This is a genomic window from Streptomyces mayonensis (assembly GCF_018982965.1).
Lineage (GTDB): Bacteria > Actinomycetota > Actinomycetes > Streptomycetales > Streptomycetaceae > Streptomyces > Streptomyces mayonensis.
In genome coordinates, this window is the sequence record NZ_JACBYP010000122.1 from 1 (window position 1) to 24,657 (window position 24,657).

Genomic DNA, 24,657 nt, shown 5'->3' on the forward strand with positions numbered 1-24,657 from the left:
GTGCGGGGGTGGTGCCGTGCTGTGTGCTGTGCGGGGCTCCGCCCTGCGCCCCGCCCCGCGCCCGCCGGGGGCTCCGCCCCTGGGGCCCGGCCTACGCCCACCCGCCACCCGACTCGGTCGGCCAAGAGGCGGCCGTCGCCCGTAGGGGCCCGGCGGCCGGGAAGCCGTCCCCGTCCCGAGTGCCTCGGTTGGGCAACAACGGGTCCGTGGGCCCTGCGCACTGTGCCGCGCCTACTACCCTGGACTCGTGACTATTCGGCTGTACGACACCAGCGCCCGGCAGATCCGTGACTTCGCCCCCCTCACACCCGGGTGTGTCTCGATCTACCTCTGCGGTGCCACCGTGCAGGCCGCCCCGCACATCGGGCACATCCGGTCGGGTCTGAACTTCGACATCATGCGCCGCTGGTTCGCGTACCGCGGCTACGACGTCACGTTCATCCGCAACGTCACCGACATCGACGACAAGATCATCAAGAAGGCGGCGGAGCAGCACCGCCCCTGGTGGTCCATCGGGTACGAGAACGAGCGGGCGTTCAACGACGCCTACACCGTCCTCGGCTGCCTGCCGCCGACGTACGAGCCCCGCGCCACCGGGCACATCACCGAGATGGTCGAGATGATGCGCGGCCTCATCGAGCGCGGGCACGCCTACGAGGCCGACGGCAACGTCTACTTCGACGTGCGGTCGCTGCCCGGCTACCTGTCGCTGTCCAACCAGGACATCGACGAGCTGCGCCAGCCCGCCGGGGAGGGCGAGAGCGGCAAGCGGGACCCGCGGGACTTCGCCATGTGGAAGGCGGCCAAGCCCGGGGAGCCCAGCTGGGAGACGCCGTGGGGGCGGGGGCGTCCCGGCTGGCACCTGGAGTGCTCGGCGATGGCGCACAAGTACCTGGGGACCGAGTTCGACATCCACGGGGGCGGGATCGACCTGATCTTCCCCCACCACGAGAACGAGATCGCCCAGGCCAAGGGCTTCGGCGACGCCTTCGCCCGCTACTGGGTGCACAACGCCTGGGTCACCATGAGCGGCGAGAAGATGTCGAAGTCGCTCGGCAACAGCGTGCTCGTGAGCGAGATGGTCAAGCAGTGGCGGCCGGTCGTGCTGCGGTACTACCTCGGCACCCCGCACTACCGCTCCACCATCGAGTACGGCGAGGAGTCCCTGCGCGAGGCCGAGTCGGCGTACGCGCGGATCGAGGGCTTCGTGCAGCGCGTCACCGAGCTGGCCGGCCACGCCGTGGAGCCCGCCGCCGAGGTGCCGCCCGCCTTCGCCGAGGCGATGGACGACGACCTGGGCGTCCCGCAGGCGCTCGCCGTGGTCCACACCACCGTCCGGCAGGGCAACAGCGCGCTGGCCGCCGACGACAAGGAGGCCGCCGTGGCGCGGCTCGCCGAGCTGCGGGCCATGCTCGGAGTGCTGGGCCTGGACCCGCTGGACCCGCACTGGGCGGGGGAGCAGGAGCAGGGCGAGGACCTGAAGCACGTCGTCGACAGCCTCGTACGGCTCGTGCTCGACCAGCGGGAGGCCGCGCGGGCGCGCAAGGACTGGCCCACCGCCGACGCGATCCGCGACCAGCTGGGACAGTCCGGACTGGTCATCGAGGACAGCCCGCAGGGTCCCCGCTGGAGCCTCGGCTCCCGCTGACCCGGCAGGGGCCCGGGGGCAGGTCCCCTAGATCGATTGTGCCGCCCGGCCTCCCGGGCGGCACACTGCATGGAACGCGAAGTTCACGCACACACCCGTAGAGACACTCCGTAGAGAGCGAGACAGGTAACTCATGGCCGCGAACAACCGCCGCATGTCCGGCAAGAAGGGCGCGCAGGTCGGCAGCGGCGGCAAGCGACGCCGGGGCCTGGAGGGCAAGGGGCCGACGCCCCCCGCCGAGATGCGCAAGGGGCACGCCAAGCAGCGCGCCGCCAACGCCAAGGCGCGCCGCGCCAGTGGCCGTCCGCAGCAGCGGCGCGGCGGCGGACGGTCGACGTCCGAGCTGGTCGTCGGCCGCAACCCGGTCTACGAGGCGCTGCGCGACGGCGTGCCCGCCTCGACGCTCTACGTGCAGCAGTTCATCGACAACGACGAGCGGGTGCGCGAGGCGCTGCAGCTGGCCGCCGAGCGCGGCGGGATCAACCTCATGGAGGCCCCGCGGCCCGAGCTGGACCGGATGACCAACGGGCTGAACCACCAGGGGCTGGTGCTCCAGGTGCCGCCGTACGAGTACGCGCACCCCGAGGACCTGGTGGCCGCGGCCCACGACGAGGGCGCGGACCCGCTGATCGTCGCCCTCGACGGCGTGACCGACCCGCGCAACCTCGGCGCGGTCGTCCGCTCCGTCTCCGCCTTCGGCGGCCACGGCGTCGTCGTGCCCGAGCGGCGCGCGGCCGGGATGACGGCGGGCGCGTGGAAGACGTCCGCGGGTACGGCCGCGCGTACGCCGGTGGCGCGCGCCACCAACCTCACGCGGGCGCTGGAGTCGTACCAGAAGGCCGGGATCACGGTGGTCGGCCTGGCCGCCGACGGCGAGGCCGAACTCGGTGAACTGGAGGCCCTGGACGGCCCCCTGGTCGTCGTGGTCGGCAGCGAGGGCAAGGGCCTGTCGCGGCTGGTCGGCGAGACCTGCGACGTGCGGGTGCGCATCCCGATGCCGGGCGGCGCGGAGTCGCTGAACGCGGGTGTCGCCGCGGGGATCGTGCTCTACGAGGCGGCGCGCCGCCGGAGCTGACTCCGCCGCGAACGCACGTTCGCGAAGTAACCCGAACGGGGTGTTCGAGGCTGTCCGGACATGCTTGACGCGGTCCGGACAGATCGGGGCGGTCAAGGCAGTGTCCTAACGACAGATCACTCGGTTAGATGAGTGTGGACACCAGAACACCCCGCACACCCACGGGGGACCGCTCGTCGGGATACGACGACGCTCCCGCGCTGAGCATGGTGAAGGTGCCGAGCGATCCGGCGCAGGTCATCGTCAACCACGCGAGTTTCCGCGTGCAGTTCGGTGCCTCCGCGCGGCGGGCCCAGTCCCCGCGGATCGCGCAGCACCTGAGCGCCACCCAGGCCACCGCCCGTGTGCCCGCCGCCCCGGCCGCCGGCCGTCGTCGGCCCGTCGTGTGGAGCGGGCGGTCCGACCCGGACGACACCGGCGCGCACCGCCTGCTCCAGGCGGTGCGGGCGGGAGCCGGTCACCACTCCGGGGGCCCGGCCGCCGGCCTCTCGGGCGACGCCGGAGCCACGCAGGTCATTCCCCGGGTCGACGTCGGCGGCACGCCCCTCGGGTACGAGGACGGTGGGTACGAGGACGGCCCCGACACCCAGACGCTCGAGACGCCCCTCGTCGGCGCGCAGCGCGGGCCCCTGCCCGAGGGGACCCGGCTGCTGCCCGCCATGCGCACCGTCGGCAGCGCCGACGACGAAGCGGCGTACGGCGACGAGTACTTCGCGCCGGCCCCGTACGCGGAAGACGGCCACGGGGACGGCACCGACCCGGACGCGCCGCGCGGCAGGCGCCGCAGCGACGACCCGGCACGGCACGCCTACTTCCCCGGCCGCCGCATGAACCTGGGCGTCGTGCTGCTGCCGCTGCGCGTCTTCCTCGGCTTCATCTCCATCTACGCCGGCATGGGCAAGCTCTGCGACCCCGTCTACTTCGACGGCGGCGAGCGCGGCTCCATGGTCAAGTGGCTCAACACCCTGCACCCGTGGGACGTCGCCGAGCCGCTGCGCCAGTTCGCCCTCGCCCACCCCGTGGGCGCCGGGCTGGTCATCGCCTTCCTCCAGGTCCTGGTGGGCGTCCTGACCGTCCTGGGCTGCTGGCAGCGCGTGGCCGCCGTCGTCGGCGCCGGCCTGTCCGCGGCGCTCCTGGTCACCGTCAGCTGGAAGAGCGTCCCGGTCTACGACGCGCCCGACATCATCTACCTGGCCGCCTGGTCCCCGCTGATCATCGCGGGCGCCCCCGTCTACTCCGTGGACGGCAGGCTCGCCGGCAGCGCCTGGCGCCGGCTCGGCCCCCGCGCCGACATCTGGGACCTGCGCCGCTACGTCCTGCGCCGCGGTGCCCTCGTGACCTTCCTGGTCGCCGGTGCGACCCTGCTGATCGGCTCGGTCCTCGGCGGCGCCGTCCGCGACTCCGACCGCGTGGTCGTGCCCGGCCCCGGCGAGTCCCCGCGCAACGAACTGCCCGGCAGCCCGCTCCCGCAGGAGCCGGGCACGCGCTCACCCGGGTCCACCTCCACCTCCCCGGAGGCGTCCGCCTCGCCCACCCAGGGCGCCACCGGCGGCGCGTCCACGCCCTCGCAGGGCTCGGCGACCACCCCGGGCGCGACCCGCGACAGCAGCGGCACGACCACCGGCGGCGGCACCGTGCCCAGCCAGACCCAGGGCACCTCGGGCCAGGCTCCGCCCCAGCAGTCCACGCCGGAGAACCAGGCCCCGAGCACCTCGGCGGGCCCGACGTCCGGCGGCACCTCGACGGGCGGCACGGGCGGCTCGACCGGCGGCAGCACCGGCACCGAGGAGAGCGGCGACGGCGGCTCCTCCTCCACGGGAGAACCGGGCAGCCGCCTGGTGGGCGGCCTGCTGGGCTAGACCCGGCCGGGCGCCCACACACCGACGCGCCCCGCCCCGGCCACAACCGGGCGCGGGGCGCGCGCCGTTGACGGTGGATCCTTGTGCGGGGTGCGACGAGCCGACTACTGTCCTGTCGGGACCGGAACCCAGCTCACGAAGTCCGTACTCATGGGGGAGCCTCCGTGGAAGCTGAGTTGACCGCGCTGGCCGTGTCCGGTGCGACGACGCTCGTCGGGCTGATGGTTTCGGAGACCTGGACACAGGCGAGAGACCGAGTCGCCCGGTTCTTCGCCCGTGGTGGCGACCAGGACGCGACCGTGGAGGAACTGGCCCGGTCCCGTGAGGAGTTGCTGGCGGCGGGTACCGCCCGGGACGAACTCGCCGGAGCGGACATCGAGGCCGAGTGGCGGACGCGACTGCGGCGGGTGCTGCAGGCCGATCCCCGAGCCGCCGAAGAACTGCGGAGCCTGCTCGCCGAGCTGGAACCGGGCATGGATGACGGTCGCGGAGCTTCGGTGCACAACAGCGTCAGCGGGGGCGTGCAGAACGGCCCCATCGTGCAGGGGCAGTACTTCTCCGGCCTGACCTTCGGCGCCCCGGGGCGGGTTCCGCCCGAACAGGGGGCCGCAGGACAGTGAGGAGCGAGAGCCCCGGGGGCGCGCCCGAAGGAGGGCGGGGCGGGAACGAGCTGTCCGGGAACGTCGACGGACCGGTCGTTCAGGCCCAGGAGATCCACGGCGGTATCACGTTCCACGTCCTCGATCCGGGGGCGCGCGACGATCCGCCGGCCCGTCCCGATCAGGTGCCACCGCTGACCGTGCGGTGCGTCAACCACACGGAAGAGCTGTCGTTCCTGGACGCGGGCCTGGCCGATGCCGCGCGCGGTTCCTCGGACGTCGGCTTCCACGTGGTCTCCGGCATGCCCGGCGTCGGCAAGACCACGCTGGTCTGCCGGTGGGCCGACACGGTGCGTGACCGGTTCCCGGACGGGCAGCTCTTCGTGGACTATGCCGCACTGCGCCGGAGTACGGGTGGCGCCGTGTCGGCAGCGGTCACCGGGTGCCTGAGAGGCCTCGGCGTGCGCGACGCGTTCCTGCCGACGTCCCTGGAGGACCTGACCGCGCTCTTCCGGACCCGCTCCGCCGGCCGCCGGATCCTCGTGGTGCTCGACGACGTCGACCAGCCGGGCCAGGTACTGCCGTTGGTGCCGAAAGGACCTGGCAGCGTGTTGGTCGTCACCAGCAACACCAGGCTCGGTGAGCTGAGCCTGGACGGCGCCCGCCCGTTGTACCTCGAGCCGCTGGACGTGGACAGCGGGCTGCGGCTGCTGGCACAGCGGTGCGGCGAGGAGGCCGTGGCGGCGGAGCGGGAGGCTGCCGAACGGCTCGTCGCGTTCTGTGCGGGCCTGCCGAAGGCACTGCACCTGGTGGCGGCCCGCTTCCTGACCAGCAGGCGGCTCACGATGGGCCGACTGGCCGACGAACTGGCCGACGAATCCCGACGCCTGCGAGGGCTGGCACTGCGAGGTGAGCACTCCGTGGCCGCGGCGCTCGAGGTCGTCTACCGGGCACTCCCGCCGGAAGCGGCGCGTCTGTACCTGGCCCTGGGCTGGATTCCGGGCCGTACCTTCGACGCCGGCACGGCTGCTGTCGCCGCGCAGCTCGACGCGGCACAGGCCGAGGCGCTCCTGGACCTCCTGGAGGAAGCCAGTCTCGTCGACGCGACCGAGGACGACCGCTTCCGCCTGCACGACCTCGTGCGCCTCCACGCCCGTGAGCGCGCGACCGAAGCAGCCGAGCGCGACCCCGGGCTCGGCCGGCATGCCGTGGTGGAGCGCGTGACCGCCCACTACCTGGTCCTCACGGCGTTCGCCGACCGCTGTGTCAGGGAGGAGCGGCTCAGGATCGGGGACCTGGACGGTCGCCTGCGAGACGCGCCGGACCCCTTCGCCGTGGACGGTGGTCCCGATCCGCTGGCCTGGCTGGAAGCGGAGTGCGCCAACATCCTGGCCGTCCTGCGGGACGCGGCACGGTTGGGGCTGCACTCGCGGGTGTGGCAACTGGCGGAGGGCTTCACCGTCCTGTTCCTGCACCGCAGGTACCTGGTGGAGTGGACGGAGTCGCTGGAGCTGGGTGCGACCGCGGCGGCCGAGGCAGTGGTGCCGGCCGCGGAGGGCCGGTTGCGCAGTCTGCTGTCCAGGCCGCTCATGGACCTTGGACAGTACGAGAGGGCACGGGCGGAGTTGGAGACGGCGGCCGCCTGCGCCGAGGTGTCGGGGCACACCGCACTCCAGGCCTCCGTGCAGGAGTTCTCCGGACGCTACTGGGACCGCTTCGACCCCGCCCGCGCGGTGGAGGCGTACCGGCGGTCCGTCGAGCTCAACATCGAAGCCGGGGAATGGCGAGGGGTGGCCATCGCCACCTACTTCCTGGGCTGTGCGCAGGACGCCGCCGGCCACCACGAGCAGGCACTGGACACACTTCGCCGGGCCCGCCAGGACCTGCTGGCCCGCGACGACGAACGGATGGCCGCCCGGGCACTGGTCGCCATCGGGGCCGTCCATGACCACCGCGGCGACCCGGACACCGCCCTGCGCGTGCTGGGCGAGGCGGCGGAGGCGCTGCGGGAGACGAGGGCAAGCCACTACGAGGCGCAGGCCCTGGTCCTGCTCGCCGACATCACCGAGCGCACCGGCGGAGCCCCGGAGACCGTGCGGGGGTATCTGCGCCGGGCATACGAGATCTACACGGCAGGCGGCAGCCTTGCGGCGGTCGAGCTGCGCGAACGCCTCGACCTGCTGGGCGGAACCGGCTGACCGGGCCCCTCAGCGCTGCTCCGGGGCGCCGGGCGGTGCGGGCCTCAGCCGGAGACCGACGTCCTCTTTCCCGGTCTCGCCGACGCGCAGCGCAACCAGGGCGTCGTCGAGCGGCAGACCCGCGCGCAAGCACGTGTAGACGACGGCGGCGGGCAGGCCGGGGTCGACCGCGGGTCCCGTGACCGTCGTCTCCACGGTCCGCCCGTCGCGCAGCCCCACCAGGCAGCTGTTCCCGCCCAGGGACGCCGCGGCGAGCCGGCAGCCGGGGAACCGGCCGAGGGTGTCCCGGATCCAGGAGAGAGCGCCGACCGCGCTCGGCGTGTGACGGCTGCGTGTGATGACCGAGGCGCTCTCGGCCAGCTGACGATCCCGCTCCTCCTCGGCACAGGCGAGGTGCCGGAACCCCTCGAACCCCTCGTCCGACGGCCTGGACACGGCCGCAGGACGGCGGTGGACGGTGACCACCCACTGCCCGGCCCCGTCGGACCCGGCCGCGCTGTCCACCGTCCAGGAGGTGACGACGGTACGTTCCGGCGTGCTCGGACGAGGCAGTGCCCGTACGGGCGGCGCGGTCGGGGCGGGCTCCGCGAGCTCCATCAGGCCGTACAGGACGGTACGCAGCCTGGCCAGTGCCCGGCCCGGTGCGGCGAAGGCGAGTCGGGAGATACCGGAGTAGAGACCAGGGGTGTGGCCGGCGATGACGGACTCGATCTGCGGCCGGATGCCGGCCTCGGGGCGGAGACGGGGTGCTGCTTCTCCGAGTGCGGCCATGGCCGTGCCCGGCACCGCGTCGTCGCCGTACGTAGCGAGGAGCACCGGCTTGCCCAGGGCCGCCCCGTACAGAGTGACGGACCCGTGGTCCCCGACGACGGCCTCGGCCGCGACCAGCGCCGATCGCCAGGCGTGGACGGTCGGGATCAGCAGGAGCCCGGCCTCCAGCGCGTCGGCCAGAACGGCGCGGATCTGCCACGAGCCGTGCGCCGCCCACACGTTGGGGTGGATGATCGCCGCGACCCGGTACTCGTCGTAGGGCAACTCGGCGAGCGCCCGTGCGGCGAGGCCCGGGTCCCGGCCGAGCAGCGATGTGGGGCCCCAGGTGGAGCTGAGAACGAGGAGCCGCTTGTCGTCCGGGACGCCCCACGCACGTTTGTGGGCGACGGTGTCCGGGAGGCTGGCGGACAGTTCGTCGAAGCACGGGTCCCCGACGACCAGCGTGCGGCTGCGCGCCTTCGGGTGGGCGGCGAGCAACTGCCGCTCCTGGTCCGGATGGGAGACGGCGATCCACGTGCGCCCGGCATCGAGCAGCGCATCCGGCACGGCACCCGACAGGCGGGTCTGCGCGGTACGGGAGTCCGGCACGAGTTTCTGAAAGCCCACGCCGTGCGGCAGGACGAGTACGGGGCAGTCGTCCGTGGGCAGGTCGATGTTCTCGCTGGCGGAGAGGATGAGGTCGGGGCTGACGGCGTCGAGCTGCGACCAGGGCATGACCCGGCAGCCGGCATCACGGAGCAGTTCGAGGACTCCGTCGTTGAAGGCGGACGTGGGGTCGTGGGCGAAGACGACACCGACCCTGCTGTCCCCCCGCAGCAGCGCCGGAAGCGACTCCAGCACCCGCACGGTCGAGGTGACGGTACGGGCGGCCACGACAAGGGTCTTCTCGCTGCGGAACGTGTTCCACCGGTGGGCGTCCCGCCCTACCGGGGCCCGGAGATCCCGCAGCTGCGCGCCGCTAGCGTTCACGGCCACCCCGAACGGCTCGCGGCTCGCGGCTCGCGGCTCGCGGCTCGCGGCTCGCGGCTCGCGGCTCGCGGCTCGCGGCTCGCGGCTCGCGGCGATGCTCCTCATACCGTTTCACAAGCCGCTTAGCAACCTCTCGTCTGTCGTCCCAGCCATTGTCCTTCGTAGCCGCCCTACCGTAAGACACACGCCGTGTTCGGGCATGCCTACTAGGCTCCTGCCCATGGCGGGCGGTATGCGTATCGGCTTGATTTCCTTCGGCGCGGCAGAGTTCGCCGCTCTGCACGAGACGTGCGCCGCAGCAGGCCATGCCCCGGTCGTCTACGCGTTCTCCCGTTCGATGCGCCCACGCAAGCCCACGGACGAGGGTGTGGCACGCGTCGCGGGCGAGATCACCACAGCGCTGCCGCCGGGCGTCGACCTGCTGCTGCCGGGCAGTTCCGAAGGACTGGGTGCCTCGTTGCACGGACACGGACTTGACCTGCTCGTCTGCTATGGATTCTCGTGGCGGTTGCCGCGATCCGTGCTGCAGATCCCACGCTACGGCGTGCTCAATATCCACTCCTCGCTGCTGCCCAGATATCGCGGCCCGGCCCCAGTGCTCTGGGCGATCCGGAACGGCGACGAGGACTTGGGCGTGACAGTTCACCGTATGGACGAGGACTTCGACACCGGCCCGATTCTGGCCCAGCAGGGCGGCGTCCCGCTGCCGGACGATGTGACCCCACGGAGCCTGTGGACTGATCTGTCCCCGGTGCTGCGCGAACAGCTGAGCATTGCCCTGGACCGGGTGCGGGACCCTTCGGCCGGCGAACCGCAGTCTGCCGACGGCATCAGCTATGCGGGATTGCTGGAACCGGAGTTCTTCGCAGTCGACACCGCAATGACCGCGCGCCAGGTCCACAACCAGGTGCGGGTATTCCATTTCATGGGTCCGAGCCTCGGGCCCACGGCAACGGTTGACGGCAGTCGTCTGAGGGTCCTGCGGACCAGTCTCACCCCAGCCGCGGGAATCCGTCTGGAGTGCGCCGACGCGCCCGTATGGATTACGGCTTCGGAGCCCGCGGCAGCCGGCGACTAGCCGTCGTGATCACTCAGGCGCCGCGCCGCCTTCTCTGCCAGCGCGAGCGCTCTGGGGTCGTCGAAGGAACTCAGCAGGTGCAGTACTTCCTCTCGGGTGAGGCGTGCCGATTCGTGATCGCCCGTAGACGTCAGCGCGTCGGCCAGATGGGTTTGGGCGCAAGCGAGCTGCCAGTGTGAACCAAGTCGGCGGTAGGTCTTCGCGGCGCGTCGGTGCAGCTCTGCCGCCTCTTCCATGCGTCCCAGCGACTGGCACGCTTCGCCCGCTCCGTCCAGTGCGGTGGCTTCCCTGGACGCGTCACCGAGCTGCTGTTGAATGGCGGCAGACTTCTGGAAGAGGCGGAGGGATTCCTCAGGATTCCCGCGGGCTCGCTCGACTCGTGCCGACTCGGCCCACCAGTGACCTTGCCACACCTGGTTGCTCTCGTCAGCAGCGATCGACAGGGCGGCGCGGATCGAGTAAGCAGCCTCTGCGGCCTCGCCCGATGTGCGCTGTGCCCAGCTCAGCAAGCACAGGGCGTTGCCCTCGCAAGCGCGGTCACCGAGTTGGCGGAAGTCGGCGAGTACCTGCTCGAGGAGGGACCAGGCATCCTCGCCCCGGCCGAGTTCGCACAGCGTCTCCGCGAGGTTGCTCCGCACCAACGCCGTCCATCGGCGGTCGCCGAGTTCCCGGAAGATCTCCGCGCCGTCCGTGAAGTGTGCCCTGGCCTCGTCGAGTCGTCGCCGACGCAGTCCGAGCAGGCCAAGGGCGTTGACGGACACCGCAACGCCACGGCGGTCGCCGATATGCCGGCGAAGGGCCAATGAGGCGCGGTGATGTTCCTCCGCCTCATCGAGTCGCAACGCCTGGAAGGCAGCCTTGCCCAAAGTTTCACGCGCCTCCGCCTCACCATGCTGCTCTCCGGCGCAGGCTGCGGCCCTGACGCCGATCCGGGCAGTCGTCTCCCAGTCGTCGAAGGCGTTCTGGTGCATGTAGACGGCCCGCAGCACCACGGCCAACCGCCATGCGATCTCCGGAAATCCGACATCGGCGGCGGCACGAGTGGCAGCGACGAGGTTGGCGCTCTCCGCGCGGTACCAGTCGAACGCCGACTGATAATTCTCGAAGCGGAGGGCCGCGGCGGGCACGGGGATACGGTCGTCCAGGTCGTAGCGGTCGAACGGCGCCATGGCGCACTGTGCCGCGTACGCGGTGTGGAGGTACCAGGCGAGACAGCGCCTGAGAACCTCTTTCCGCTCCCCCTCGCTCTCTTCCCGCCGGACCTGCTCCGCCGCGTAGGCCCGCAGCAGATCATGGAACTCGTAGCGGCCGGCGGGGCGCCGCTCCAGCAGATGTGCTCGCACCAGTGCGTCCAACAGGCCCCGGACATGAGCCGGATCGCTTCCGGCGAGGCTCACTGCGGCGGGCAGGCCGAACTCGTTGCCGGGGTGCAGGCCGAGCCGTCGGAACAGCCGGGATGCGGGGTCGGACAGCGCTCGGTAAGACCACTCGAAAACGCTGCGCATCGCGTCGGACCCCTCCTCGGCCTCGGCTGTCAGAACGCTCCACCGGGCCGATTCGTCGCGCAGGTCGTCGATCAGCTCACCGAGCGGCATGGAAGGCCAGCCCGCCGCGCGTTCGGCGGCGATACGCAGCGCCAGCGGCAGCCCCGCGCACAGCCGGGCCAATGCTGCCAAGTCTCCCCGACGGTCGCCGGTCCGGTAATCGGAGGTGGCGGCACGCAGCAGTTCGACGGCATCCGGCGTGGGGAGCGTGGTGACGTCCAGGCGCAGTGCGCCTTCCTGGCGGACCAGGCCGGACAGGTCGTCCCGGCTGGTCACCACGACGAGGCAACCGGAGGTGGCGGGCAGCAGCGGGCGGACTTGCGAGCTGTCCGCGGCATTGTCGAGTACGAGCATTACGCGGCGCTCGGCGAGCAGCGACCGGAACATCGTTTCGCGCCGCTCCGGTTCGGCCGGTACATGTGTGGCGGGAACGCCGAGGTCCTCCAGGAAGCGGCCCAGTACTTCCTGCGGTGTGGCAGGGGAGCCTGCGGTGTAGCCCCGCAGATTGGCGTAGAGCTCACCGCCCGGGAAATGCGACCGGATGCTGTGCGCCCAGCACAGTGCCAGTGAGGTCTTGCCGACTCCGGCAGTCCCGGTGATGGCCGCTATGCGCACCGCGTGTGGCTCGTCATGGCGGCCCGCCACAAGGCTGCTGAGGCGGGCCCGCTCTTCGGACCTGTTGACGAAGTGACGTACGGAGCCGCGTAACTGGTGCGGAACGATGGCAGGTGCGGGCAGCGGCACTTGGTGATGAAAATGCACTCCGCCACTGACTTCGCCGGCCTGCACGATCGTGTGGGCCGAGGCCGAGCCGTCGAACCGGTTGACGTGCCCCGGGACGTCCTCTCTCATCCCGGTGCTTGGCGCTGTGGGGGCGGAAGAGGCGCCACGTGCCCGTCGAACCAGTGCGCCAAGGGCTCACCGGCGTTGTAGATGGTCACGATGAGTTCCCGACAACGCAGGACGAGCCGACGGTCGACGAACTTCTCCGCGGCTGCCAAGACGCCCTGCTCGTCGTAGAGCGCCTGGTACATGACCTGGTTTCCGAGAGTGGAGATCTCAGGCAGCGGGCCGTCCTGCTCGTACGGGGCCACTCGGTCCGCGTCGGTGACACGGATGGGGCCCCCGCACTGGTCCCGGACACGCAGCGCGTGGAGCTCCCACCGCATGTAGTCACTCAGCGGTTCCTCGACCACGCGGGCCCGCCGGGCCACGAAGCCGTTCTGCTCGACCTTGCGGTGGTACTCCGCCATGTCCGCGCGGCCCGCTTCCAGCAGGCGCAGGGATTCGTCCCAGTCGCCACGCCAGAATGCCTCCCAGCTGTCGTAGCCGGGTTCCTTGAATGTCTGCTGTCGCTCAAGCTTCCAGAACCCGAGGTCGCCGCAGTGCCAGAAGTACTTCTCGAAGTCGGTGTAGTAGTCCTTGAGCGTCATTCGCTCTCCCACCGCACCGTGCAGTGGACTATGCATCCGGGATGTCCGTTTTGGCCGCGAGGATCGTCGCCCGGGGGATGATGACCAGCCGCTCGTCGGGATCGACCCGTACGTCGTCCGGAAGCCGCCCCTCGTAGGAAGCGGTCAGGTCCGCACCGATGACCGCGACGTCACCGTTGTCCAGCTCCCACATGTCGGGGCAGCCGGTGTTCCCGGAAGTCTGCCCCAGTTCACGGGACGACTTGCCCAGCCGTCGTGCGAAGGACGCTTCGGGATCGGCTTTCCACTTCTTCGCCATGGTTCCCCCAAGTGCCGTCGTCTGATGACGAATCAGCTGCGAGCGTGGCGACATTACCACTCAGAGTGTTCTCTTGGCTTTGGTGCTCGTAGTCCGTGACGAGCGAGCGTCGACGTCCCGCGGGCCGGGCCGGGTCGGTGCCGAGGCGTGCACGGGGCCTGGCAAGTCGCTCAGGCGTGCGGGTGGCGTACTTGTTGTGCGCACTCAATCGTAGGTGAGTGCCCACAACCTCCCGGCCTTTCCCTTTAGGCTTCCATCGGGGCGTTACGAGCCGCGTACGGGCGGTCGCCGATCCGGGCGGGACTGGAGAAAAGGGCGTCATGACAACGGGTGGGGTGGCTGTGCGGCCGGGGACTGATGACACTGACGACACGGCGGCCGACGGCGGTCCCGACCTCACTCGCCCGGCCGACGGGGCGGCGCCCGTCGCCCCCGGCCAGATGGTGACCGTACGCCACCGCCCGTGGGTGGTGACCGAGGTGGTCCGTTCAGCCCTGACCACCGACGATCCTGCCCGCAGCGCCGGGGCCGCCGCACCGCATCTCGTCTCCCTGACCTCCGTCGAGGACGACGCCCGTGATGAGGAACTGCGGGTGGTGTGGGAGCTGGAGCAGGGGACCAGCGTCCACGACCAGTACGAACTGCCGTCACCGAGTGCGGGGTTCGACGAGCCCGGCCGGCTGGACGCCTTCCTGGACGCGGTGCGCTGGGGCGCCATCGCCTCGGCCGACAAGACGGCGTTGCAGGCGCCGTTCCGTTCCGGTGTGGAGATCCAGGACTACCAGCTGGACCCGGTGGTCCGTGCCCTGTCCATGCCCCGGACGAACCTGCTGATCGCGGACGACGTCGGCCTCGGCAAGACCGTCGAGGCCGGTCTCGTCGCGCAGGAACTGATGCTGCGCCACCGGGCCCGTTCCATGCTGATCGTCTGTCCTGCCGGGCTGACGCTGCAGTGGCGGGACGAGATGCGGGACAAGTTCGGCCTGGACTTCCGCATCGTCGACACCAGGCTGCTGCGTGAGCTGCGCCGCTCGGCGACGGGCCTGTCCGCCAACCCGTGGACGCACCATCCGCGCCTGATCGTGTCGATCGACTGGCTGAAGCGGGAGCGTCCGACACGGATGCTGCGCGAGATCCTCCCGCCGGTGCCGGAGTACCCGCGCGCCTTCGACCTGCTGATCGTGGACGAGGTCCACACCTGCGCCCCGTCCGGCACCGGCAAGTACGCGGTCGACTCCCAGCGCACCCGGGCCGTGAAGCTGCTCGCCCCGCACTGTGAGCACCGCCTCTTCCTCTCCGCGACACCGCACAACGGCTACCTGGAGTCCTTTACGGCACTGCTCGAACTGCTCGACGACCATCGCTTCGCCCGTGGCGTGAAGCCGGCCGACGAGCAGCTGCGCCGCGTGATGGTGCGCCGCCTGAAGTCGGAACTCCCGCCGAAGTGGAACGGCGATCCCCGCTTCCCCCGCCGCGTGCCGCACCCCTTGGAGGTGCGGTACAGCGACGAGACCCGGGAGGCCTACGCCAAGCTCGCCGAGTACGCCCGCTCGCGCCGCGACGGAAACGGCGGCGGGAACAGCGGAGGCAAGGCGGGCCGTGCGGCGGCGGACTTCGTGACGACGCTGCTGAAGAAGCGGTTCCTGTCGTCGCCGAAGGCGTTCGCGGAGACCATCGCCACGCACCTCGAGACGATGACGTCCCGGCGACTGGCCGAGGAGGCGGAGCCCACCCCCAGCGTCCGCGTGCTCAGGCCGCTCATCGACGGAGTCGAGGAGGCCGAGGAGGACGGCGAGCGGGAGCAGGCCGAGGCGGCGGCCCGTGCCCTCACGGCAGCCCGACAGGCTATGCGCCCGCTGTCGGACCGCGAGCGCACCCTGCTGAAGGAGCTGGACGCGTGGGCCGTGACGGCGGGGAAACGCGCCGACGCCAAGTTCGCGCGCTTCCGCGAGTGGCTGGACGCGATCACGTGCGCCGACGGCCCCCTTGGTGACTGGACGGAGGAAAGGGTCATCGTCTTCACCGAGTACCGGGACACCCAGCGCTGGCTGTACGAGCAGCTGATCGCGGCCAAGTACCCGAAGGAGCGGATCGCCCTGCTGTACGGCGGTCAGGACCCGAAGGAGCGCGAGGACGTCAAGACGGTGTTCCAGGAGAGCCCGGACCTCTCTCCCGTACGTATCCTGATCGGCACCGACGCGGCCAGCGAGGGAATCAACCTTCAGGCCCACTGCCACCGGGTCCTGCACTGGGAGATTCCGTGGAACCCCAACCGCCTGGAGCAGCGCAACGGCCGCGTCGACCGGCACGGCCAGCGCGCCCACCAGGTGGACGTCCACCACTTCGTTCCCGAGGGCTGGCAGGGCTTCGACGCCGCGCACGACCACCAGACCGACTCCGGGTACGAGGACGGGGCCCTGGAGGACGAGATGCACTTCCTCGCGGTGGCCGCCCGCAAGACCGAGCGCATCCGTGAGGACCTGGGCAGCGCGGGTGAGGTCATCGCCGCGCAGGTCGAGCAGAAGATGCTGGGGCGCCGTTCCAGCTGGACCACCGCCGACGCGGAGATCACCAAGCGGTCGGGCAAGGCCGTGCTCAAGGTCGAGCGGGACCTCGCACGCGACCTGGAGCAGCTGGTCCACGCCCTTGCGGGCAGCCGCCAGGAGCTCCACCTGAACGCCGCGACCGTGGAGCGGGTCGTCCGCACCGGCCTCCAGCTCGCCCACCGCAAGGACCTGACCGAGGTCCCCGACCCGCAGCCGGCCAAGGGCGCCCGCTGCTTCCGGCTCCCCGAGCTGCCGGGCGCCTGGGCCCGGGCCCGCAACGACGGCCTGCGGCACCCGCTCACCGGCGCGGACCGCCCGGTCGTCTTCGACGAGGCCGAGGCCCGCGACCGCACCGACGTCGTCTACCTCCACCTGGGCCACCGCCTGACGCAGATGTGCCTGCGGTTGCTGCGCGCGGAGCTGTGGTCCGGCGGGGACGCGAAGCGGCCAGCCTCCGGCGACGACCGCGTCGGGGGCCCCGGGAACGTCCGGGACCTCGGGGACATCAAGGACCTCGGGGACGGGAAGCTGTCCCGCGTCACGGCCCGTGTGGTGCCGGACGGTGCCCTGCGCGGTCCCGCCGTCGTGGCGCACGGCCGGGTCGTGATCAGCGGCAGCGGCGGCGCCCGCCTCCACGAGGAGGTGATCGCGGCGGGCGGTCTCATCGAGGGCGGCAGACTCGCCGTGGCCAAAAAGGAGGACGTGGAGGCCTGGCTCGACGCCGCGACGGACGACCTCCCGCCGGAGGAGATCCGCGCCGAACTGTCCGCCCTGTGGCCCGACAACCTGGACGCCCGCCTCTCCCGCGCCCTGAACACCCGCGCGAACCGGCGCTTCCGCACCCTGCAGACGCTGCTCGCCCAGCGCTGCGAAGAGGAGGTCGACGGCATGCGCGCGGTCCTGGAGGACCTCGGCCGGTCGATCCGGGAGCGCCTGGACGATACGGGACACTGGCAGCAGGAGTCGCTGTTCGACGTCGACGACGAACGCCGCCAGCTGCACGCCGACCGCGAGGCGCTTCAGGAGCGTCTGCGGCGGCTGCCGCGGGTGATCGAGTCGGAGACGTCGGCTCTGCGGCGCCGCTGGGCGGACCCGTCACCACGCTGGTTCCCGGTGTCCGTCACCTTCCTCGTCCCCCGTTCCCTCGCCGTCACCGCCCGCCAGGAGTCCCACTGATGCCCACCGCCGCTGCCAAGAAGAGGGTGCCGCCGAAGGGCACCGTTCCGACGCCGACGGAGCAGCACGAGGACTGGCTGCGGCTGCTGCGCCCCGACGGCCCGTTCGTCTCCCTGCCTGTACTCGTCGACGCGTTCCCGCAGGGCCTGGACACGATCCCGCCCGAGACGTGGACGCGGCTGCGCCAGGCCTGGGCGGAGGTCCAGGAGGACCCGGCACTGCTGCGTCCCGCCTGGGAGAAACTGGTCCTCGCCGAGCTCCTCGGCTGGCGCTCGCCCGGCCTGCGCGAGGGCGCCGCGATCCCCGAGTCGCTGCACGCCGGCGCGAACACGCCCGACGCGGTACTCCTCGGCCCGGGCGAGTCGGGGGGCCTGACACCCCGCGCGCTGCTGTTCCGTGCGGACGACTGGGGCGCCTCGCTGACCCGCCCCCGCGGCGACCGGCCGGCCTTCGTCGACCAGGCCGCCGACCTGTGCCGGGCCCGCCAGGTCCCGCTCGCCCTCCTCACCAACGGCGCCGAGTGGGCCCTCGTCCACGCCCGCCCCAAGGAGGCCACGACCGTCGCCGTCTTCGACGCCGACCTGTGGTCCGAGGAACCGCTCCTCGCCCGCGCCTTCGCCAGCCTGCTCACCGCGCGCCGGGTCGCCCGCCCGCCGCTGGACGCCGCTGGCAAGCCGTCCGACTCCACTGCCGGGCTCTTCGCCCGCACCGCCGCCGCGCAGTCCGAGGTCACCGACACCCTCGGCCGCCAGGTCCGCGAGGCCGTCTCGCTGCTGGTCGCCGAGGTCTCCCGCCTCGACCGCGAGTCCCACGGCACCCTGCTCCGGGACGTCTCGGCCAAGCAGGTCTACGAGGGCGCCCTCACCGTCATGATGCGCCTCGTCTTCCTCCTCTACGCCGAGGAACAGCGCCTCCTCCCCTCCGGGGACGAGCTGTACGACGCCTCGTACGCCGTCGGCCCGCTGCACGAGGAGCTACGCACCGCCCGTCGTCTGCACGGCGGTGAGCTGGGCGACCGCAGCGCTGCGACGTGGCCGCGCCTGCTCGCGACGTTCACCGCGATCCACGGCGGCAGCACGCACGACCTCCTGTGGATCCCGCCGTACGGCGGCTCCCTCTTCGACCCGGCGCGCTTCCCCTGGCTGGTGGGGGCCAAGGTCACCGACCGGGTCGTCTACGAGATCCTCGACGCCCTCCTCACCCTCCGCGCCCGCAAGGGCTTCAAGGGCGAGGAGCGCCTTTCGTACAAGGGCCTGGACGTCGAGCAGATCGGCCACGTCTACGAGGGCCTGCTGGAGTACGGCTGTCACTGGGCCGACGAGCCGTACGTCGGGGTCTCCTTCGGCCGCGACAAGAAGTACGAGGCGGTGTTGCCGCTGGCCCGTCTGGAGGAGTGGGCGGCGGCGGGCACGCTGGCCGACGAGGTCGCCGCGGCTGCCGGCACCAAGGCGCCGACGGTCACGAAGGCCCTGTCCAAGCCCGCCGTCGTCACGGCTGAACTGGAAACGGCCTGTGGCAGCGACCCGGCACTGACCGAGCGGGCGGTCGCCTTCTCGAGGCTGTACGGCGTCGACCTGCGCGGCGAGCCCAAGGTGTGGCCGGCGGGCTCCGTCGTGGTCGTACGGTCGGGCAACCGCCGTGACACGGGCACCCACTACACGCCGAAGGCGCTGGCCGAGGAGGTCGTCGAGCACACACTGGCCCCGCTGTGCTTCGCGCCGGGCCCGGCGGAGGGCGCGGAACCGGGCGTCTGGCGGGCGAAGACGGCCGACGAGCTGCTGAAGCTACGGGTACTGGACCCGGCGATGGGTTCCGGCGCGTTCCTCGTCTCGGCCTGCCGGTACCTGTCCGACCGGGTGGTCGACGCGTGGATCCGGGACGGGCTGCCGACGGAGATCGCGCGGGACGTCGACGCCGACGACCGTGAGCAACTGCACCAGGTGGCGCGACGGTTGGTCGCCGACCGGTGCCTGTACGGGGTCGACCGCGACCCGATGGCCGTGGAGCTGGCCAAGCTGTCGCTGTGGCTGGTGACGCTGGCGAAGGGACGGCCGTTCTCGTTCCTGGACCATGCGTTGCGGTGCGGGGACTCGCTGGTCGGCGTGATCGACGTGGAGCAGGTGAAGGCGTTCCATCTCGACTCCGGCGCACGGCAGTTGAGCCCGGAGGTCTCGCGGGCGCTGGACGTGACGGAGACGCTGCTGTCGGACGCGGCCGAGCTGCGCCGCAAGATCGAGTCGACGGCGGTCACGGACATCCGGGTCGTCCGGGACAAGGCCGAGCTGCTGGAACAGGCCGACGCGCTGAGCGGCAAGCTGCGGCTCGCGGCGGACGCGGTGGTCGGCGCCGCGCTGGCCGCCGAGGGCATCTCCGACGAGGAGGCCACGGAGATCTCCGGCGTGGAGAGTGCCGGGGGCGCGCGGGGGCGGGCGGCGCATGCCGAGGCCAAGGAGGACGCCAAGGCGAAGGCGTACCGGAACCGGTTGGAGGCGGTGGCTGGTCTGGTCGCGGCTGCGATGGGGGACGGGGCCGGTGCCGAGGAGGCTGCGGGTCGGGCCCGGGGGATCGTGGCGGGGTGGCTGAAGGGGCCGAGGGCGGAGGCGGTGCGGCCGTTGCATTGGCCGTTGGAGTTTCCCGAGATCATGGGGGTGGGGGGCTCCAGTGGGTTCGATGCGGTGGTGGGGAATCCGCCGTTCCTCGGTGGGAAGAAGCTCACGGGTGCGCTGGGGCAGGATTATCGGGAGTACTTGGTCAATCGGCTGGCGGGTGGGACGCGGGGGCATGCGGACCTGTGCGCGTACTTCTTGCTGCGGAACCTGATGATCGCGCCGGGGCGTCGTACGGGAATCATCGCGACGAACACGATCGCGCAAGGGGATACGCGGGAGGTCGGGCTGGACCGGGCTACGGCTGACGGGTGGACGGTGTATCGCGCCATCAAGTCTCAGCCCTGGCCGGGGACGGCGGCTTTGGAAGTCTCATTGCTGTGGGCAAGTGAGAAGGTCGGCGACACTGAGACGCCCGTCTTGAATGGACGTGAAGTCCGAGGTATCACCGCGAGCCTGGACCCGAAGTCACGGGCAACAGGAAATCCTTACCCGCTGGTAGCGAACGAAGCTCAGTCCTTCATCGGGTCATACCTCCGAGGCATGGGCTTCGTGCTGAGCGCACAAGAAGCGCAAACGATGATTAACGAAGACCCCAGGTATGCGGAGGTGGTACTTCCCTACCTCAACGGCGAGGACTTGAACTCCCGTCCGGACCAATCCGCAAGCCGTTGGGCCATTGACTTCCGCGACTGGCCCGAGGAGAGGGCTCGCGATTATCCGAGGGCGTGGGACGTTGTCGAACGTTCCGTGAAGCCGGTACGGGACAAGGCTGCTCCTGGTTCCAAAATTCCGTTTTGGCATCATTGGCGACACCGCCCCGAGCTGCATGAGGCGATCGCCGATCTGGACCGAGCGGTGGTACTCACGCGCGTCAGCAGCACCGCTATGCCCTTGCGCTGCTCGACACGTCAGGTTCTGAGCGATGCTCTGACTATCTTCGCCACCGATTCAGTAGCTCAACTAGCCTTGCTGTCCAGCGTCGTCCACTACTCATGGGCCATTCAACGGGCGTCGAGCCTAAAGGGAGACCTTCGATACACACCGTCGGATGTATACGAAACCTTTCCCCGCCCTCAGGGAACCATCAGCCTGCACTCAGCTGGAGAAGAACTGGAGAGAACTCAGAAGGCCGCCATGGATGAACACGGAATTGGACTCACTGTGCTATACAACCGTGTTCACTCTGAGTCAGTAACCGATTCCTTGATCTCAACTGTCCGGGAAGCTCATATCGAGGTAGACAAAGCAGTTGTTGAAGCTTACGGATGGACCGATCTAACCCTCGATCATGGGTTCCAGGTTGCCCCGCAGGGTCAACGCTTCACTATCGCCTTGCAAGCCCAGACGGAAATTTTGGACCGCCTCTTGGAGCTGAACCACGTTCGCTACAAGGAAGAAATGAACCAAGGACTACACGCCCCCGAGGCCAAGAAGCGCAGGGCCGCCGTCCGTAAGGCCAAGACGAAGGCGCGGGCCGCTCAGCGCAATCCTCACGACGCTTCAGAGGATGACGGCGGGCTCTTCTCCACACTGGACGTTTCCTGAAGGCATACACCAATGCGCCCAGCGCCCAGTGTCTACCGGGCACGGGGCGCAGAGCATTGGGACGTCAGCTCTCCGAGGCGTACGTCACGAAGTTCGACCACGCACCAAGCGTGAGCGCCAGGCGAGGCCCATCGACTGTCTTGGAGTCGCGGACGTGGACTGTGCCGGGAGTGAGGGCGAGCTCCACGCAGGACTCGCCGTTGGTACCGCCGCTGTAGCTGCTCTTGAACCATGCCAGTTCGGAGGCGTCCCCGGCGGAGGCCTTGCGCATCATGTCTCTCCCAGCAGTCTCTCGATGAAGGCCAGCGACTCCCGAGGCGGGAGTGCCTGCGCCCGGATGGTGCCGTACTGCAACTCCAGGACGCGGAGTTGCTTCGGGTCAGAGACGGGCCGACCGTTGAACAGTCCATCGGCGCGCCCCACAGCCGTACCATCCGGGAACTTCAGCAGCTCGATCCTGCCATCCAAGCCTGGGTGAGCTTCCGTATTGGTCGGCATGACCTGAAGTGTGACGCTGTTCAACCGCCCCACCTCCAGCAGGTGTTCGAGCTGCTGTTGCCACACCATTGTGCCCCCAACTTGGCGGCGTAGCGGCGCCTCTTCCATCACGAAGTGGATGGACGAAGCGGGGTCGCGTTCGAACACAGACTGCCGGGCCAGCCGAGCGGCCACCATGCGCTCCACATCATCCGGGGAGTATGGGGGCTGCGCTGCGCTGATCAAGATCCGCACGTGCTGCGACGTCTGCAACAAGCCGGGGATGATGTTGCACTCGTACACCCCGATCTCGACCGCCCGCGCCTCCAACTTCCCCAGCTCCCGCACCCTCTTCGGATACCGGACCTTCTTCACGTCCTCCCAGGCCGCCGAGAGGAGCCCACCCGCGCCCAGCACTTCGTCGGCCCTGTCGAGGAACTCCCTCCGGGGAATCCGCTTGCCGCCTTCCACCTTGTAGACGAGGTCCTCCCCGTACCCCACCGCCGCCCCGAACTCGCCGGCCCGCATGCCCGCAGCCTCGCGTCGGAGCCTCAACTGGCGCCCCACGGTGGTGATGACCGCGACGCCCCACTCGTCGTCCGGGTCCACCTCCCACCCCGGCTCGTCCGCCTCGCCCGCAGCCTCCACGGGCCCTACCGCCTCGCCGTCCACCGCCGTCATGTCACGCACCCCTCCGTCGTCCCGCGCCGTACCGCGACGCCCTACCCGTACCAACCACCCCGACCGTCCGGACAGCACCGGACAACCGACGGACAGTGACCGCAGGCATCCCCTCCGTCACCACTCACGTTAGATCGCGACAGGTGGCGTAGCGGGCCCGAACGCACAATTCGCACGTTCGGGAACGGCCGGCCACACCTCGGCCGGACGCAGTCGGCGCCGTCGGAACTCCACCTCCAGAGCCACACCCCCGGAATCCGTGAACACCCCCCGAGAAGTGTTCGCAACCCACTCACCTCGGACCCCGCCTGCACAGAATCGGTGGTGCACTCTGGAGCCCCCTCCATCCCTCTGCCAGGCTTCTCTCGGCACGCCGCAGGCCTGGGGGCAGGGCAGCGCTCGTCCCGGGCGACGCGGACCGAAATACGCTGGGAGGCGACATGTAAGCCGATGTCGGGAGGTCTCACGTCCATGACCCTGGTTCACGTCGACGACGACAAGCTGGCCTTCGCGCAGCGACAACTCGGCACCCGGACCAAGCGGGAGACCGTCGACCGCGCGCTGACCATAGCGGTCGCCGTCAGCGCCGACGACCGGGCACGGACCCTTCGCTGGCTCCGGGAGAACGCCGACACGTTCCTGGACTTCGACGTCCTCGAAGAGAGGGAACGGGCGGGCCTGTGACCTATCCGGCCGACGCCTCACGCCCCGATCGACCGTGGGTCGAGGACCGTCCGGACCCAGAGCGGCCCCTGAGACACCGACAGCACCGACACCATCCGACAACGACGGACAGTCACCCTACGTAGCAGCCAAGTCGCTTCTCACGGTACGCACACGCCGCCACGCTGAGTGACGTGAACCCGAAATCCCCCGAACTCACGGCCCCCGTCCGCCACTACAGCGTGCAGCTGTCCCCCACGCCACGCGGCGCCCGTCTCGCCCGTCTGCTCGCGACCGAGCAACTCCGCTCCTGGGGGCTGCCCCTGGACCCGGCACGTCACCTCGTCGCCGAGCTGTCCAACAACGCGGCGGACCACGGCCGCGTCCCCGGCCGCGATTTCCGGCTCACCCTCCACGTCGTCGGCGCGACCCTCCGTATCGAGGTCACTGACACTCGTGGCCAGGAGCTTCCCCAGCCCCAAACTCCCGCCCCCGACGCCGAGTCCGGCCGTGGACTGCTGCTCATCGAGGCGCTGGCGGACCGCTGGGGCGTATCGGAGGGCCGCTTTCCGCGCAAGACCGTTTGGGCCGAACTGCACGTCACGCCACCGCAACCCACGTCCTGAGGCTGCGGAGCCGTCGGTGCCTACCAAGGAAAGAACTCGGGGCGAAAGAACCCCACCAAGCCCCACCCCTCCCGCCCGAGGCGCTCGTCACCCGGGCGGGTGAACATCACCGGCTCAGCTGGATTTCAGGGCCCCCAACTCCCCTACTCTCAGCGCAAGCGAGCACACACCACCCCCAAACAGACTTCGGCCCCCGCTGGGACTGGCATCCCGGTGCGAGGGCCTACCACCAAGGAAGCGAAGCAAAGGACCTTCCCGATGGATACCCAAAACACTAGCGCGCCCCCGCGCGCCCAGTCAGCCCCCGCCGACAATCCGACCCGTACGCGTCGCCACGGCGGCGGCATCACCCACGACAACACCCGCCACACCACCCGCTTCGTGGTGATCGGCAACCACCTGGTCCAGCACAAGGAGCTCTCCCTCCTCGCGATCGGCCTCGGCTGCCACCTCCAGTCGCTGCCCACCGGCGCGGGTGCCGACATCAAGACCCTCGCCGCCCGCTTCCCCGAGGGCTCGACCCGTATCGCCGCCGCCCTGCGTGAGCTGGAGGCCCACGGCTACCTGCGTCGCGAACGCCACCGCACCACCACCGGCCGCATCGTCAGCCGCACGGTCTCCTGCAACCAGCCGACCGCGCCCGCCCGCCGCGAGCCGGCCAACACCGCCGTCTGCCCGGACCGCCGCCCGGCACCCCGGTCCTCCACCGAACCGACCGCACCACCCGGACCGCTCCGACCGACCCGCCCGTCGGAAGAGCAGCCTCCTGCCTCGCCCCCGGAGCAAACACCGCCACCCCACCCGCACCGCACCACCCCGGCCGGAACCGGCACCGGCACCCGCACGCGCCTCACCCCGCGCC

General features: G+C 70.7%; 16 protein-coding genes and 1 pseudogene. 11 read left to right on the top strand and 6 right to left on the bottom strand.

Annotated features, from left to right (window positions below; translation table 11 throughout):
• The first annotated feature begins 247 nt into the window (after window positions 1–247).
• From cysS to HZS56_RS31480, 5 genes are all read left to right on the top strand, one after another.
• Window positions 248–1,648 carry a cysteine--tRNA ligase gene (gene cysS / locus HZS56_RS31460; protein WP_216724212.1) on the top strand — a complete coding sequence of 467 codons (1,401 nt, stop codon included), beginning with the start codon at window positions 248–250 and terminating at the stop codon, window positions 1,646–1,648.
• 133 nt (window positions 1,649–1,781) lie between these two features.
• On the top strand, window positions 1,782–2,723 hold the full coding sequence (rlmB, locus tag HZS56_RS31465) for a 23S rRNA (guanosine(2251)-2'-O)-methyltransferase RlmB (protein ID WP_216724213.1): 942 nt from the start codon (window positions 1,782–1,784) through the stop codon (window positions 2,721–2,723).
• Between the two features lie 128 nt (window positions 2,724–2,851).
• Entirely contained in the window at window positions 2,852–4,582 is a 1,731-nt protein-coding gene (locus HZS56_RS31470; protein ID WP_216724214.1) for a DoxX family protein, read from the top strand.
• Window positions 4,583–4,746: 164 nt separating this feature from the next.
• Window positions 4,747–5,202 (top strand): hypothetical protein, encoded by a 456-nt coding sequence (locus HZS56_RS31475; protein ID WP_216724215.1) that lies wholly within the window; start codon window positions 4,747–4,749, stop codon window positions 5,200–5,202.
• Window positions 5,199–7,379 (top strand): NB-ARC domain-containing protein, encoded by a 2,181-nt coding sequence (locus tag HZS56_RS31480; protein WP_216724216.1) that lies wholly within the window; start codon window positions 5,199–5,201, stop codon window positions 7,377–7,379. The genes HZS56_RS31475 and HZS56_RS31480 overlap by 4 nt, the downstream gene beginning before the upstream one ends.
• Window positions 7,380–7,388: 9 nt before the next feature.
• Here HZS56_RS31480 and HZS56_RS31485 read toward each other — a convergent pair whose 3' ends face one another.
• Entirely contained in the window at window positions 7,389–9,023 is a 1,635-nt protein-coding gene (locus tag HZS56_RS31485; protein WP_308408206.1) for a hypothetical protein, read from the bottom strand.
• A 316-nt stretch (window positions 9,024–9,339) separates the two neighbouring features.
• On the opposite strand from HZS56_RS31485, the gene HZS56_RS31490 reads away from it, so the two are divergent.
• The gene (locus HZS56_RS31490) at window positions 9,340–10,197 is read left to right on the top strand and encodes a methionyl-tRNA formyltransferase (protein ID WP_253915206.1); all 858 of its coding nucleotides are present in this window, start codon (window positions 9,340–9,342) and stop codon (window positions 10,195–10,197) included.
• Here HZS56_RS31490 and HZS56_RS31495 read toward each other — a convergent pair.
• From HZS56_RS31495 to HZS56_RS31505, 3 genes are read right to left on the bottom strand one after another with little or no spacing between them, the layout of a single operon-like run.
• The gene (locus HZS56_RS31495; protein ID WP_216724218.1) at window positions 10,194–12,593 is read right to left on the bottom strand and encodes an ATP-binding protein; all 2,400 of its coding nucleotides are present in this window, start codon (window positions 12,591–12,593) and stop codon (window positions 10,194–10,196) included. The genes HZS56_RS31490 and HZS56_RS31495 overlap by 4 nt on opposite strands.
• Window positions 12,590–13,174, bottom strand: coding sequence for a DUF6879 family protein (locus HZS56_RS31500; RefSeq protein ID WP_253915207.1), 585 nt, complete (start codon window positions 13,172–13,174; stop codon window positions 12,590–12,592). Before HZS56_RS31500 ends, HZS56_RS31495 begins: the two co-directional genes overlap by 4 nt.
• Before the next feature lie 28 nt (window positions 13,175–13,202).
• The gene (locus HZS56_RS31505) at window positions 13,203–13,472 is read right to left on the bottom strand and encodes a hypothetical protein (RefSeq protein WP_216724220.1); all 270 of its coding nucleotides are present in this window, start codon (window positions 13,470–13,472) and stop codon (window positions 13,203–13,205) included.
• A gap of 320 nt (window positions 13,473–13,792) precedes the next feature.
• Here HZS56_RS31505 and drmD point away from each other — a divergent pair, with 320 nt between their 5' ends.
• Both drmD and HZS56_RS31515 read left to right on the top strand, forming a co-directional pair.
• Window positions 13,793–17,194 carry a DISARM system SNF2-like helicase DrmD gene (gene drmD, locus HZS56_RS31510; protein ID WP_253915208.1) on the top strand — a complete coding sequence of 1,134 codons (3,402 nt, stop codon included), beginning with the start codon at window positions 13,793–13,795 and terminating at the stop codon, window positions 17,192–17,194.
• Complete coding sequence (locus HZS56_RS31515) at window positions 17,194–21,348, top strand: Eco57I restriction-modification methylase domain-containing protein (RefSeq protein WP_216724221.1); 4,155 nt, start codon at window positions 17,194–17,196, stop codon at window positions 21,346–21,348. Before drmD ends, HZS56_RS31515 begins: the two co-directional genes overlap by 1 nt.
• A gap of 64 nt (window positions 21,349–21,412) precedes the next feature.
• Here HZS56_RS31515 and HZS56_RS31520 read toward each other — a convergent pair whose 3' ends face one another.
• Window positions 21,413–21,622: a DUF397 domain-containing protein gene (locus HZS56_RS31520; RefSeq protein WP_216724222.1), complete on the bottom strand. Its 210-nt coding sequence runs from the start codon at window positions 21,620–21,622 to the stop codon at window positions 21,413–21,415.
• Window positions 21,619–22,506: a helix-turn-helix domain-containing protein gene (locus tag HZS56_RS31525; RefSeq protein ID WP_216724223.1), complete on the bottom strand. Its 888-nt coding sequence runs from the start codon at window positions 22,504–22,506 to the stop codon at window positions 21,619–21,621. Before HZS56_RS31525 ends, HZS56_RS31520 begins: the two co-directional genes overlap by 4 nt.
• Before the next feature lie 471 nt (window positions 22,507–22,977).
• Here HZS56_RS31525 and HZS56_RS31530 point away from each other — a divergent pair, with 471 nt between their 5' ends.
• The 3 genes and pseudogenes from HZS56_RS31530 to HZS56_RS38570 all read left to right on the top strand — a co-directional run.
• Window positions 22,978–23,190, top strand: a complete 213-nt coding sequence (locus HZS56_RS31530; RefSeq protein ID WP_253915209.1) for a type II toxin-antitoxin system VapB family antitoxin — start codon at window positions 22,978–22,980, stop codon at window positions 23,188–23,190.
• 173 nt (window positions 23,191–23,363) lie between these two features.
• Window positions 23,364–23,795: an ATP-binding protein gene (locus HZS56_RS31535; RefSeq protein WP_216724225.1), complete on the top strand. Its 432-nt coding sequence runs from the start codon at window positions 23,364–23,366 to the stop codon at window positions 23,793–23,795.
• A gap of 258 nt (window positions 23,796–24,053) precedes the next feature.
• Window positions 24,054–24,657: pseudogene (locus HZS56_RS38570) on the top strand (helix-turn-helix domain-containing protein); the annotation flags it as partial.

Coding starts and splice junctions, on each gene's coding strand:
- rlmB (WP_216724213.1), top strand. CDS start 1,782: ATGGCCGCGAACAACCGCCGCATGTCCGGCAAGAAGGGCGCGCAGGTC.
- HZS56_RS31470 (WP_216724214.1), top strand. CDS start 2,852: ATGAGTGTGGACACCAGAACACCCCGCACACCCACGGGGGACCGCTCG.
- HZS56_RS31490 (WP_253915206.1), top strand. CDS start 9,340: ATGGCGGGCGGTATGCGTATCGGCTTGATTTCCTTCGGCGCGGCAGAG.
- HZS56_RS31495 (WP_216724218.1), bottom strand. CDS start 12,593: ATGAGAGAGGACGTCCCGGGGCACGTCAACCGGTTCGACGGCTCGGCC.
- HZS56_RS31500 (WP_253915207.1), bottom strand. CDS start 13,174: ATGACGCTCAAGGACTACTACACCGACTTCGAGAAGTACTTCTGGCAC.
- HZS56_RS31505 (WP_216724220.1), bottom strand. CDS start 13,472: ATGGCGAAGAAGTGGAAAGCCGATCCCGAAGCGTCCTTCGCACGACGG.
- drmD (WP_253915208.1), top strand. CDS start 13,793: ATGACAACGGGTGGGGTGGCTGTGCGGCCGGGGACTGATGACACTGAC.
- HZS56_RS31515 (WP_216724221.1), top strand. CDS start 17,194: ATGCCCACCGCCGCTGCCAAGAAGAGGGTGCCGCCGAAGGGCACCGTT.
- HZS56_RS31520 (WP_216724222.1), bottom strand. CDS start 21,622: ATGATGCGCAAGGCCTCCGCCGGGGACGCCTCCGAACTGGCATGGTTC.
- HZS56_RS31525 (WP_216724223.1), bottom strand. CDS start 22,506: ATGACGGCGGTGGACGGCGAGGCGGTAGGGCCCGTGGAGGCTGCGGGC.
- HZS56_RS31530 (WP_253915209.1), top strand. CDS start 22,978: ATGACCCTGGTTCACGTCGACGACGACAAGCTGGCCTTCGCGCAGCGA.